A 12,656-nucleotide genomic window follows, 5' to 3' on the forward strand; every position below is an offset into this window, starting at 1 on the left:
TATTTTGCGTCAAGAGGAGAAATAACCATGCATAAAATCCTATTAGTTGATGATGACCGTGAATTGACGTCGCTGTTGAAAGAATTACTGGAAATGGAAGGTTTTAATGTTGTTGTTGCCCATGATGGCGAACAGGCATTGAACTTGCTGGACAGTTCTATCGACTTGTTATTACTTGATATTATGATGCCACGTAAAAACGGCATCGAAACGCTAAAAGAGTTGCGTCAACATCACCAAACACCGGTGATTATGCTGACTGCCCGTGGCAGTGAATTGGATCGGGTACTTGGCCTTGAGCTAGGTGCTGACGATTATCTGGCAAAACCCTTTAACGATCGTGAACTGGTTGCCCGTATCCGTGCAATTTTGCGTCGCTCTAACTGGAGCGAACAGCAACAAAATATTGATCAGGGTGCGCCGATACTTGACGTTGATTGCCTGCAATTGAATCCTGGCCGGCAAGAAGCCAGTTTTGAAGGGCAAGTGCTGGAACTGACTGGTACTGAATTTACCTTACTCTACTTACTGGCCCAACATCTCGGTCAGGTCGTCTCGCGAGAGCATCTGAGCCAAGAAGTGCTGGGGAAACGGTTGACACCTTTTGACCGTGCTATTGATATGCATATTTCAAACCTACGCCGTAAGTTACCCGATCGCAAAGATGGGTTGCCGTGGTTTAAAACCTTACGTGGTCGCGGGTATCTGATGGTATCCGAAACATGATTAACAGTTTAACGACGCGAATTTTTGCCATTTTCTGGTTTACCTTAGCGCTGGTATTGATGCTCGTGCTGATGTTACCAAAGCTTGATTCGCGTCAAATGACCACTTTACTCGATAGCGAAGAGCGTCAGGGTACGATGCTCGAGCAACATATTGAAGCCGAGCTGGCCAGCGATCCTGCTAATGATCTCATGTGGTGGCGTAGACTGTATCGCGCCATTGAGAAGTGGGCACCGCCGGGCCAGCATTTGGTGTTAGTGACCTCCGAAGGCCGTGTGATTGGTGCTCAACGACACGAAATGCAGATTGTACGTAATTTTATCGGCCAGTCAGATAACTCTGATCAGCCGAAAAAGAAGAAATATGGTCGTGTCGAGATGGTCGGCCCCTTCTCGATTCGGGATGGCGAAGATAACTATCAGCTCTATTTGCTGCGCCCTGCCAGCAGTCCACAATCTGATTTTATCAACCTGATGTTTGACCGGCCGCTACTGCTGTTGATTGCCACCATGTTAATCAGCTCACCCCTGCTGTTGTGGCTGGCGTGGAGTTTGGCAAAACCGGCTCGTAAGCTGAAAAATGCTGCTGATGATGTTGCTAGAGGCAATCTAAAACCGCACCCAGAGCTGGAATCCGGGCCCCAAGAATTTTTGGCTACCGGTGCCAGTTTTAATCAGATGATCAGTGCGCTCGATCGAATGGTCGTGGCCCAACAGCGGCTCATTTCTGATATCTCCCATGAGCTACGTACCCCGCTCACCCGCTTACAACTGGCAACAGCGCTGATGCGTCGTCGCCATGGTGAGGGTAAAGAGTTGGAACGTATCGAAATGGAGGCGCAGCGGTTAGATAGCATGATCAATGACTTGTTGGTGTTATCCCGCAGTCAGCACAAAAGCGAACTTCATCGCGAGCCGATTAAAGCGAATGATTTATGGTCTGATGTGCTGGCAGATGCCCAGTTCGAAGCTGACCAAATGGGCAAAACGTTGGAAGTCACCTCTCCCCCAGGGCCGTGGACCTTATTTGCTAACCCAGCAGCTCTTGAGAGTGCGTTGGAGAATATCGTGCGTAATGCGCTGCGTTATTCCCATCACCACATTGCGGTGGCATTCAGCTCGGATAACCAAGGTGTCACCATCATTGTTGACGATGATGGGCCAGGTGTTAGCCCAGACGACCGCGAGCAGATATTCCGGCCATTCTATCGCACTGATGAAGCGCGAGATCGCGAATCAGGCGGCACAGGCTTAGGACTCGCGATTGTTGAAACGGCGGTTAACCAGCATCGTGGTTGGGTACGAGCAGAGGATAGTCCATTAGGCGGCTTACGGCTGATACTGTGGTTACCGCTGCACCCGCTGAAAGCCTAATTTTGGCGTAAAAAGAGGCCGTTATCTGCCCCTTGGCTTGAGCGTTTATTTGGCTGCCCGATCATTGTGGATCGGGCAGATCAACTCTGGTTAAATTCCCTTCTTTTTCCAGCAATCGTTTCTTGCGTTCAATACCCCAGCGGTAGCCTGACAATGCACCATCTTGGCGAATAACGCGATGGCAAGGGATCGCAACAGCCAGCATATTGGCCGCACAAGCACCCGCAACAGCACGAACCGCTTTCGGTGAGCCTATTTTAGTGGCGATATCGGCATAACTGGCGGTTTCACCTACCGGAATCTCCCGTAGGGCTTGCCATACCCGTTGCTGAAAAGCGGTACCCTGAATATCCAGTGGTAAATCTAGGCCAAGTTTGGGTGCCTCGACCATGCCCACGACCCGTGCAAACCATTGCTCAAACTCATCATCACCGCCGATTAACGTCGCGTGCGGAAACTTATCCTGCAATTGCTGCACCAGCAAATCAGGTGAGTCACCCAATAAAATGGCACAAATCCCCAGTTCACTTTTTGCCATTAAAATCGCGCCGAGTGAGCTCTCACCAACGGCAAATCGCAGTGTCACATCACGACCACCATGACGATATCGGGTTGGCGTCATGCCCAATAGCGCATTTGATTGCGCATAAAATCGGCCATTAGCGTTATATCCAGCCTCAAAAATAGCATCAGTCACTGAGCCTTCACCTGCCAATTGAGTACGAACACGTGCACTTCGAGCCGCGTTAGCGTACGCCTTTGGGGTCAGTCCGGTCATCGCTTTAAACAGCCGGTGAAAATGAAAAGCGCTAAGATTCAATTCAGCGGCCAGTTCATCAAGTTTAAGTGGGGTTTCTGCTTGTTCAATCAAACGACACGCTTGACTGATTTTATCTCTATGCTGCTGTGCCAAAGGCAATTGAGTGGGGCGGCAACGTTTACAAGCTCGATAACCCGCTTGCTCCGCAGCCTGATTATCAGCAAAGAATTCAATGTGTTCGACTTTAGCCTGACGAGACGGACAGGAGGGACGGCAATAGATACCGGTGGTTTTTACTGCATAAACAAACTGACCATCGGCGGCTTTATCACGCGTCGTCACGGCAACCCAACGTGAGTCTTGTTCGCTACCAAATGCGCTTTTGACTGTTGTCATGATGAATACCCCATTAATTCTGACTGTGATGGTCAGCCTATAAAATAGCCGTTAACAGTACTCTCCGCTCCTTGCTTTTAAATTTTTTGTTTTACGCTATCCGCGTCGTCAACCGCTGCACTCACAGGGGGATTCTGATATCCTGCGCCCCTTATTATTGGGGGACATATGCTTAATATTGTTTTATTTGAACCCGAAATCCCGCCCAACACCGGTAATATTATTCGGTTATGCGCGAATACTGGCTGCCAACTCCATCTGATTAAGCCTTTGGGTTTCACTTGGGACGACAAACGTTTACGCCGTGCGGGTCTTGATTACCATGAGTTTGCAAACATCAAGCATCATCATGATTATCAAGCCTTTTTGGACAGCGAAAAACTCGATGGTGCCCTGTCTTCCGGAGCAACACCTGCCCGCTTATTTGCATTGACCACCAAAGGGACGCCAGCCCATAGCGCTGTGAGTTATCAAGCGAATGATTATCTGCTGTTTGGCCCTGAAACCCGAGGTTTACCGGCCAGTGTTCTGGATGCGTTACCTGCCCAGCAGAAAATCAGAATACCCATGCAAGCCGATAGCCGCAGTATGAACCTGTCAAATGCCGTATCGGTCGTCGTATATGAAGCCTGGCGGCAACTAGGGTATCCGGGTGCGTTATTGAAAGAGTAAAGTCTTGCGAAGGCGAGGCCCACGGATGGGCCAAGTAACCAATTATTGCTCACACAAATGTTGCTCACACAGATGTTACTCACACCGTGAGAGCGTCAAACAGGACCGACAGAATTAAATACCGTCACCGTACTCAAAACCATGCCCAGCACCATTGAAATGCTGATCCATGTCCAGTGAAGGCTTATCACTTTCTGGCTTACCGACAATACGAGCAGGTACACCCGCGGCGGTAGTATGCGCAGGTATGGAATGCAACACCACTGACCCTGCGCCAATTTTAGCCCCTCGCCCGACTTCAATATTCCCCAGAATTTTCGCGCCAGCACCAATCATCACGCCTTCACGAATCTTCGGATGACGATCACCACTGGTTTTACCCGTACCACCAAGGGTAACGGATTGCAGGATGGAAACATCATTCTCAACGACGGCAGTTTCACCAATAACAATACCCGTAGCATGGTCGAGCATGATGCCACAACCAATGGTTGCCGCAGGATGGATATCGACACCAAAGGCAACAGATACTTGATTTTGCAGATAAATAGCTAAGGCTTTGCGGCCCTGCGCCCACAACCAATGCCCGATACGATAAGCCTGCAATGCATGAAAACCTTTGAGGTATAGCAGTGGTGTGGAGTATTTATCGACGGCAGGGTCGCGCAGGCGTACAGCCAAAATATCGCGAGCAGCGGAGACAATCATCTGTTCGTCCGCGCGATAAGCATCCTCTACCACCTCACGAATAGCGATAGCGGGCATGATTGGATTTGCCAATTTATTCGCCAGAATGTAGCTCAGCGCACTACCCAAATTTTCATGCTTCAATAATGTCGCGTGAAAAAAACTTGCCAGCATCGGTTCACACTCAGCCAGTGCTCTGGCTTCAGATTTAATGCTACTCCAGACCAGTTCTAACTCTTCTGACGACATGACGTACTCCTGCCCATAAACAGGTTGCCTCGGGGAACGGCCGAAGCAACTGATACCCTTTCCCTTGAGGCGAAAACCTCAATGACACTGGATATATCGTTATTATTTTATTTCAGCCCAGACCTTTTGCGCGGATTTAACTCAAGGGCTTAAATGCCGCTTTTTTCATCTTTTTTAGTCCGACCCAGTAGGGTCAATGCCGCTTCACGGGCATTTTTGTGGCAATACAATACCTGATAAATCTGTTCAGTTATCGGCATCTCAACACCATGACGCTGCGCCAATGCCAAGACTTCTTTGGTGTTGCGGTAACCTTCAACCACTTGACCAATTTTGTCCTGCGCTTCTTGTACACCTAACCCTTGGCCCAACATAATGCCAAACCGGCGGTTACGAGATTGATTATCTGTGCAGGTTAGCACCAAATCACCCAGCCCTGCCATGCCCATAAAGGTGGAAGGATCTGCGCCTAAGGCCGAGCCCAAGCGTGTCATTTCAGCTAAGCCACGGGTAATCAATGCAGTACGGGCATTTGCACCAAAACCAATGCCGTCAGACATCCCCGCACCAATCGCAATCACGTTTTTGACCGCACCACCGAGCTGAACGCCGATAAAATCAGGATTGCTGTAAACGCGGAAACTTTTGCCACAATGCAGCAATTGTTGCAGGTCTTCGCTGAACTTCGTATCGGTTGAGGCCAATGCGATCGCCGTAGGTAACCCAGCGGCAAGCTCTTTCGCAAAAGTAGGTCCAGAAACGACAGCCAGGGGAATGCTTTCACCCAAGATTTCCCGCGCGACATCTTGCAGCAAGCGGCCGGTTTCTGCCTCTAACCCTTTTGTCGCCCAGACAATTCGTGCATCTTGGCGTAAATGCGGTTTCAACTGATGCAATACCGCGCCAAAGACATGGCTTGGCACAACGACCAATACATCACGGCTGGCCGCTAATGCACGTGCCAAATCCGTTTCCAGAAGCAAAGTCTCTGGAAAAGGGACATCTGGCAAGAAAGCTTGGTTACAACGGTCATGTTGCAAAACTTGAATGTGTTTAGGGTCATGGCCCCATAGCACAACTTGATGGCCATTACGCGCGAGTGTGATGGCTAATGCGGTGCCGTAAGATCCGGCACCGATAACTGTCATTGAAGCAGTCGTGGTGTTCATCAGGCATCCTGACGTTGTTCAGCACCTTCGCCTTCAGCCTGCTGTTGCAGATAGTTCATGAACAGGGCATCAAAGTTAACCGGTGCCAGATTCAGCTGTGGGAAAGTACCACGAGAAACCAAGCTGGTGATGCATTCGCGAGCATACGGGAACAAAATGTTCGGGCAATATGCGCCTAAGCAATGAGCCAGTTGGGTGCCGTCGATACCGGCGATGGAGAAGATACCACCTTGCTGAACTTCACACAGGAATGCAGTTTCTTCGCCCAAAGAGGCCGTTACCGTCACACGCAGTACCACTTCATACACATCTTCAGCCAGCTGACTGGAAGCAGTATCAAGATCAAGTTTAACTTCTGGCTGCCAATCCTGCTGGAAAACCTGCGGAGCATTTGGCGCTTCGAAGGAGATATCCTTGGTGTAGATACGTTGGATCTGGAAAGCCATTTCGGTGTTGTTTTGTTCTGACATGTGTATAGATACCCTAAAGTTATACGTCCATATTAAACTGCACTGCCGCCGTGGGCTCTTCCATTAATGAGTGTGGCCCACTGACGAGTTAAAGCAGTGGGTCTAGCCCACTGCGCGCATCCAGGGCATGTAAATCATCACAGCCACCGATATGCTGCCCATCAATAAATATCTGAGGTACAGTCGTCCGCCCGCTACGAGCAATCATCTCTTCGCGTTTGGCAGGGTCATTATCAATTGCGATCTCTTGGAAAGCAGCGCCTTTACTGTTCAGCAGTGCTTTAGCACGGTGACAGAATGGGCAAGTTGCTTTGGTATAAATCTCAATCTTCGCCATGGATACACCTCAGTTGACTGTATAATTTATTGATATAGCGAAATTTGTATCGCAATTACTTACCGCGCGCCAGTGGCAGATTCTCACCACTCCAGCCCGAGATACCTTCTTTCAAGGTAAACACTCGCTCAAAGCCTGCTTTACTCAGCAGATCAGCAGAAGCACGGGAGGTTGTCCCTGTAGCACAAACTACAATAATAGGCTGTGCTTTGTGCTTTTCCAACTCAGCTAAGCTGCCGTTTTTAATGTCGGTCGGCAGCAAATTAAGCGAGCTGGCGATATGACCTTTGCGGTAATCATCACGTGTGCGGATATCAACCACAACCGCATCTTCTTTATTAATCAGACGCGTCGCTTCACCACGGGTGATCTCTTTCACTTTTGAGAGAGAACTTTTGAAAGTAGTGAAAATCACGGCGACGAACAACGCCACCCAGGCCAGACTCAAAACTGGATGCTGGCTAATGAATTGCATAATCTCTTGCAACATGGGGGTAAAAACTCCCGTTAGTTAGGGGATAATATTCAAGGTCACAGAGTATACCTGCGCGATGCGGCAAATACAGCCAATATGCAAGCGTGATTGCAGAAACTGCGAGCAATCTCGGGAAGTTTTGTCGCCTAAATAATGATATTTACGTAAAACCCAGCGCCAATGTTGATCTCTTTGGGCTATTTTTAACCGGTTTTATAGTAAATTACCGCCTTTCAACATATATACCCAATAGAACAAGAAAGAGGTTATGCAATGTCGAGCACTAAAAAACCACTGGTTCTGACTATTCTCGATGGCTACGGTCACCGCGAAGAACAGCAGGATAACGCCATTCTGAATGCAAAAACGCCGGTCATGGACCGCTTGTGGCAGCAGCAACCTCATACCTTGATTGCAGCTTCCGGCTTGGATGTTGGTTTGCCCGACGGGCAGATGGGTAACTCAGAAGTGGGCCACGTAAATCTAGGTGCTGGCCGCATCGTTTATCAGGACTTAACTCGCCTCGATAAAGAGATCAAAGACGGTGATTTTTTCACTAACGTGACGCTAACCACAGCAGTTGATAACGCGGTTAAAGCAGGCAAAGCAGTTCATATCATGGGTTTGCTCTCTGCCGGTGGTGTACATAGCCACGAAGACCATATTCTGGCAATGGTTGAATTAGCCGCCAAACGCGGTGCAACGGCCATTTACCTTCATGCATTCCTCGACGGACGTGACACTCCACCGCGCAGTGCTGAGTCTTCACTGAAACGATTCACTGAGAAATTTGCAGAATTGGGTAACGGCCGCATTGCGTCGATTATTGGCCGTTACTATGCCATGGACCGTGATAACCGTTGGGATCGTGTCCAACTGGCCTACGACTTACTGACGCAGGCTAAAGGCGAGTTTACTGCGGATAATGCCGTCGCTGGTCTGCAAGCCGCTTATGCTCGCAATGAGAATGATGAATTTGTTAAACCAACCGTGATTCAAGCCGCTGGCGAAGCTCAAGCAGCCATGAACGATGGTGATGCATTAATCTTCATGAACTTCCGTGCTGACCGCGCTCGTCAAATTACCCGTTGCTTTGTTAACGCCGATTTCGACGGTTTCAAACGCGATAAAGTGGTTAATTTCGGCGATTTCATCATGCTGACTGAATATGCTGCGGACATTAAAGTCGCCTGCGCTTACCCACCAGCATCACTGGAGAATACCTTCGGTGAGTGGCTGATGAAGCATGACAAAACACAGCTACGCATTTCTGAGACTGAAAAATATGCGCATGTCACATTCTTCTACAACGGTGGCGTAGAAGAGCCCTTTAAAGGTGAAGATCGCATTCTGATTAACTCACCAAAAGTGGCAACCTATGACCTGCAACCTGAAATGAGTTCGGCCGAATTGACCGAGAAACTGGTCGCCGCAATTGCCAGTGGCAAATATGATGTGATCATTTGTAACTATCCAAATGGCGATATGGTCGGCCATACCGGTGACTATGATGCGGCTGTGAAAGCAGTAGAAACGCTGGATAATTGCATCGAGCAAGTGGTTGCCGCGGTCAAAGCCGTTGACGGCCAATTGCTGGTAACCGCTGACCACGGTAATGCTGAGCAGATGCGTGACCCAGCAACCGGCCAAGCCCACACTGCCCATACCAGCCTGCCTGTGCCACTTATTTACGTCGGTAATAAAGAGGTGAAAGCGGTCGAGGGTGGCAAACTTTCTGACATCGCCCCAACCATGCTGTCACTGATGGAAATGGAAATCCCGAAAGAGATGACTGGTAAGCCGCTGTTCATCGTGGAATAATCCTTCGTTATGAAGGAAAAAGCGGCATTCACGATATCAATGGCTTCTGACTATACCCCTGCGGGCAACGAAGAGCGTAATACTCCGTTGCCGACTCAGTGGGGGCGTCGTCCGTGGTTAGCACTGTACGCCAGCGTTTTTTGCGCTGGCGTATTGCTATTGCCATTTTCCGTCAATGCCGCTGATGCCCCTTTAGCAGCAAAAACAACTGATAACAAAAATCAGTTGAAAACCCTTCAGCAAGATATCGCCGAAAAAGAAAAAAGTGTTCAGCAGCAAAAACAGCAACGCAGCTCATTGCTGGATCAGTTGAAACAGCAAGAGAATACCATTGCTCAAGCCAGCCGAAGCCTGCGCGACACTCAAGGTACCTTGACTGAGTTAGACAAAGACATTTCCAAGCTCACGACCTCTATTGCCAAGCTGCAAAACCAACAATCTCAGCAACAAGATATGCTGTCTAAACAACTTGATGCTGCCTTTAAGCAAGGCCAACACAGTGGTTTGCAGCTTATTTTAAGCGGTGAAGAGAGCCAACGCAGTGAGCGTATTTTGGCCTATTTCAGTTATCTCAATGAAGCTCGACAAAAATCTATTGAAGAGCTGGAACAGACTCGTACCGATCTCTCTGCAGAGAAAAAAACGCTAGAACAGAAACAGAATCAGCAAAAAACGCTGTTGGATGAGCAAAAAAACCAGCAGCAGAAGCTAGAACAGGCAAGGACTGCGCGCAAGAAAACCCTCACTTCGTTAGAAGCCTCGCTGGAAAAAGATCAGCAGGGTCTAGCAGAATTGAGGCTGAACGAATCACGGTTGCGTGATCAAATTGCCAAAGCAGAACGGGAAGCAAAAGCCCGTGCTGAGCGGGAAGCTAAAGAAGCCGCCCGTGTGCGCGAGCAGGTAAAAGCCAAAGAGCAGCAAGCCAAGAAAACGGGCTCCAGCTATAAACCAAGTGAAAGTGAGCGCTCATTAATGGCTCGTACCGGTGGCCTTGGTCGCCCAGGTGCTCAAGCTGTCTGGCCTGTACGTGGTAACGTAACGCATCGTTTCGGTGAAGCCTTACAAGGGGAACTTCGCTGGAAAGGGATGGTGATTTCCGCACCGGAAGGCAGTGAAGTCAAAGCGATTGCAGATGGACGAGTCTTGCTGGCAGACTGGCTACAAGGCTATGGTCTGGTCGTGGTGATTGAGCACGGCAAAGGGGATATGAGTTTATATGGCTACAACCAGAGCGCGTTAGTCAATGTCGGTGCACAGGTGAAAGCTGGCCAGCCGATTGCTCTCGTTGGCACCAGTGGCGGTCAGGGTGAGCCATCACTCTATTTCGAAATCCGCCGTCAGGGTCAAGCTGTTAACCCACAACCCTGGTTAGGAAGATAGGGAACAACGTTAGGGAACACGTATTGCGCTATTTCAACGCACGCCGATTTATCATCGCGACAACACTACTTATCGCCAGCGCCGCACAGGCAGGCAAGCTTTCAATTGTCATCGATGACTTTGGTTATCGCCCACAGAACGAAAACAAGATATTGCAGATGCCGTTACCTATTTCGGTCGCTATCTTACCCAATGCCCCTTATGCCCGAGAGATGGCGGTTAAAGCCCACAATCAAGGGCGTGAAATCCTGATTCACCTGCCAATGGCACCGCTGAGCAAGCAGCCGCTGGAGCGTGATACCTTGCAGCCATCCATGAGCAGTGAGGAGATCCAGCGCATTATTCGCCAAGCGGTGAATAACGTCCCCTACGCCAGTGGCATGAATAACCACATGGGCAGCGCCATGACCTCCAGTTTAAGTGGGATGCAGAAAGTGATGCAGGTCTTGGAGCACTATCAGCTCTATTTCCTCGACAGCGTTACGATTGGTAATAGCCAAGCCAGTAAAGCGGCCGATGGCACTCGAGTGAAAGTGATTAAGCGTAAAGTCTTCTTGGATGACTCACAAAATGAAGCGGCTATCCGCCTACAGTTTAATCGCGCGGTAGAATTAGCGCGCCGAAATGGCTCTGCTATTGCGATTGGTCATCCACATCCGGCGACGATTAAAGTGCTGCAACAGATGTTGCCTCAACTGCCGTCAGACATCGTATTGGTCCGGCCAAGCGCACTACTGAATGAGCCTGTAACCCATAGCAGTGGCACGACTTCATCGGGCAAATCAACACCGCGTGAGCCCACGAAAAATGATCGCCTAAAAGCCATTAAGCAATGCAAAGCGAAAGCCCATTATGTGCCAGAGAAAATCTATGCAGACAGGATGTTCAGCATCATCGGCGAGAGCCTGATGCAAAGCCCTGCAGTCACCTTTATTCAGCGCTATTGGCCGCCTCATTTTATGCCAGCCGTACCGGTTGATGAGCCAAAAGTGGATGAACCAATAACCCATCAGCCAAAAACGGATACTCAATGATGGGCTGAAGAACAAACGGGGCGACCAGATAATGGTCGCCCCGCTTATTGCCATCAATAACTTGTTTTTATCAGTAATTAATCCCAGCTCAATATGACCTTGCCTGATTTCCCTGAACGCATGGCATCAAAACCTTCTTGGAACTCATCAATAGAGAAACGGTGAGTAATGATCGGCGTTAAATCTAAGCCAGACTGAATCAGTGCTGCCATTTTGTACCAGGTTTCAAACATCTCACGGCCATAGATTCCTTTGATAAACAGCCCCTTGAAAATCACTTGATTCCAATCGATAGACATATCAGATGGCGGTATCCCCAACATCGCGATACGGCCACCGTGATTCATGGAGTTAAGCAGTGAACGGAATGCAGGTGGCGCACCTGACATTTCTAGCCCCACATCAAACCCTTCTGTCATACCCAGCTCGGCCATCACATCATTCAAGTTCTCTTTACTGACGTTAACAGCCCGCGTGACGCCCATTTTACGCGCCAGGTCCAAGCGGTACTCATTCACATCTGTAATGACAACATGGCGAGCACCGACATGCTTACACACCGCAGCAGCCATAATACCAATCGGGCCAGCACCGGACACCAACACATCTTCCCCCACTAAATCAAAGGATAATGCGGTATGCACAGCATTGCCGAAAGGATCGAAAATAGCGGCTAACTCATCTGAAATGTTATCTGGGATTTTGAAGGCATTAAAAGCAGGAATCACCAGAAACTCAGCAAAAGAGCCCGGTCGGTTCACACCAACGCCTACCGTATTGCGGCAAAGATGGGTTCGGCCCCCACGGCAGTTACGGCAATGCCCGCAAGTGATATGCCCCTCGCCAGACACCCGATCACCAATATTAAACCCTTTCACTTCTTGACCAATGGCGACCACTTCCCCCACATACTCATGGCCGACCACCATTGGGACAGGGATCGTTTTTTGCGACCACTCATCCCAGTTATAAATATGTACATCCGTGCCACAGATAGCGGTTTTGCGAATTTTGATCATGATGTCGTTGTGGCCGAGCTCTGGCTGCGGCACATCGGTCATCCAAATACCTTCTTCTGCTTTCAGTTTGGATAGTGCTTTCATGATA

General features: G+C 49.3%; 13 protein-coding genes. 6 read left to right on the plus strand and 7 right to left on the minus strand.

The window, feature by feature from the left end:
- The first annotated feature begins 27 nt into the window (after nucleotides 1–27).
- Nucleotides 28–726, plus strand: coding sequence for an envelope stress response regulator transcription factor CpxR (gene cpxR, locus DA391_RS22425; protein ID WP_050082778.1), 699 nt, complete (start codon nucleotides 28–30; stop codon nucleotides 724–726).
- Complete coding sequence (gene cpxA / locus DA391_RS22430; RefSeq protein WP_049608638.1) at nucleotides 723–2,099, plus strand: envelope stress sensor histidine kinase CpxA; 1,377 nt, start codon at nucleotides 723–725, stop codon at nucleotides 2,097–2,099. Before cpxR ends, cpxA begins: the two co-directional genes overlap by 4 nt.
- Before the next feature lie 61 nt (nucleotides 2,100–2,160).
- Here cpxA and ada read toward each other — a convergent pair whose 3' ends face one another.
- Nucleotides 2,161–3,255 (minus strand): bifunctional DNA-binding transcriptional regulator/O6-methylguanine-DNA methyltransferase Ada, encoded by a 1,095-nt coding sequence (gene ada, locus DA391_RS22435; protein WP_050082777.1) that lies wholly within the window; start codon nucleotides 3,253–3,255, stop codon nucleotides 2,161–2,163.
- 168 nt (nucleotides 3,256–3,423) lie between these two features.
- Between ada and trmL the strand changes: the two genes are divergently transcribed.
- Nucleotides 3,424–3,927 carry a tRNA (uridine(34)/cytosine(34)/5-carboxymethylaminomethyluridine(34)-2'-O)-methyltransferase TrmL gene (gene trmL, locus DA391_RS22440; protein WP_050082776.1) on the plus strand — a complete coding sequence of 168 codons (504 nt, stop codon included), beginning with the start codon at nucleotides 3,424–3,426 and terminating at the stop codon, nucleotides 3,925–3,927.
- 114 nt (nucleotides 3,928–4,041) lie between these two features.
- On the opposite strand, the gene cysE is transcribed toward trmL, so the two are convergent.
- The 5 genes from cysE to DA391_RS22465 all read right to left on the minus strand — a co-directional run bounded on the left by cysE (nucleotide 4,042) and on the right by DA391_RS22465 (nucleotide 7,329).
- Nucleotides 4,042–4,863: a serine O-acetyltransferase gene (gene cysE / locus DA391_RS22445; protein WP_019213043.1), complete on the minus strand. Its 822-nt coding sequence runs from the start codon at nucleotides 4,861–4,863 to the stop codon at nucleotides 4,042–4,044.
- Between the two features lie 149 nt (nucleotides 4,864–5,012).
- Nucleotides 5,013–6,032, minus strand: a complete 1,020-nt coding sequence (gene gpsA, locus DA391_RS22450) for an NAD(P)H-dependent glycerol-3-phosphate dehydrogenase (RefSeq protein ID WP_108088216.1) — start codon at nucleotides 6,030–6,032, stop codon at nucleotides 5,013–5,015.
- Nucleotides 6,032–6,502, minus strand: coding sequence for a protein-export chaperone SecB (gene secB / locus DA391_RS22455; protein ID WP_005164715.1), 471 nt, complete (start codon nucleotides 6,500–6,502; stop codon nucleotides 6,032–6,034). The genes gpsA and secB overlap by 1 nt, the downstream gene beginning before the upstream one ends.
- An 88-nt stretch (nucleotides 6,503–6,590) precedes the next feature.
- The gene (gene grxC, locus DA391_RS22460; RefSeq protein ID WP_019213045.1) at nucleotides 6,591–6,839 is read right to left on the minus strand and encodes a glutaredoxin 3; all 249 of its coding nucleotides are present in this window, start codon (nucleotides 6,837–6,839) and stop codon (nucleotides 6,591–6,593) included.
- 55 nt (nucleotides 6,840–6,894) lie between these two features.
- On the minus strand, nucleotides 6,895–7,329 hold the full coding sequence (locus DA391_RS22465) for a rhodanese-like domain-containing protein (protein ID WP_019213046.1): 435 nt from the start codon (nucleotides 7,327–7,329) through the stop codon (nucleotides 6,895–6,897).
- 258 nt (nucleotides 7,330–7,587) lie between these two features.
- Here DA391_RS22465 and gpmM point away from each other — a divergent pair, with 258 nt between their 5' ends.
- From gpmM to DA391_RS22480, 3 genes are read left to right on the plus strand one after another with little or no spacing between them, the layout of a single operon-like run.
- Nucleotides 7,588–9,135 (plus strand): 2,3-bisphosphoglycerate-independent phosphoglycerate mutase, encoded by a 1,548-nt coding sequence (gene gpmM, locus DA391_RS22470; RefSeq protein WP_098905096.1) that lies wholly within the window; start codon nucleotides 7,588–7,590, stop codon nucleotides 9,133–9,135.
- A 39-nt stretch (nucleotides 9,136–9,174) separates the two neighbouring features.
- Entirely contained in the window at nucleotides 9,175–10,515 is a 1,341-nt protein-coding gene (gene envC, locus DA391_RS22475; RefSeq protein ID WP_409994402.1) for a murein hydrolase activator EnvC, read from the plus strand.
- A 23-nt stretch (nucleotides 10,516–10,538) separates the two neighbouring features.
- Nucleotides 10,539–11,549 (plus strand): divergent polysaccharide deacetylase family protein, encoded by a 1,011-nt coding sequence (locus tag DA391_RS22480; protein WP_108088218.1) that lies wholly within the window; start codon nucleotides 10,539–10,541, stop codon nucleotides 11,547–11,549.
- A gap of 77 nt (nucleotides 11,550–11,626) precedes the next feature.
- Here DA391_RS22480 and tdh read toward each other — a convergent pair whose 3' ends face one another.
- Nucleotides 11,627–12,652: an L-threonine 3-dehydrogenase gene (tdh, locus tag DA391_RS22485; RefSeq protein WP_004876921.1), complete on the minus strand. Its 1,026-nt coding sequence runs from the start codon at nucleotides 12,650–12,652 to the stop codon at nucleotides 11,627–11,629.
- Between the last annotated feature and the right edge of the window lie 4 nt (nucleotides 12,653–12,656).

The organism is Yersinia massiliensis, from assembly GCF_003048255.1.
Classification (GTDB): Bacteria; Pseudomonadota; Gammaproteobacteria; order Enterobacterales; family Enterobacteriaceae; genus Yersinia; species Yersinia massiliensis_A.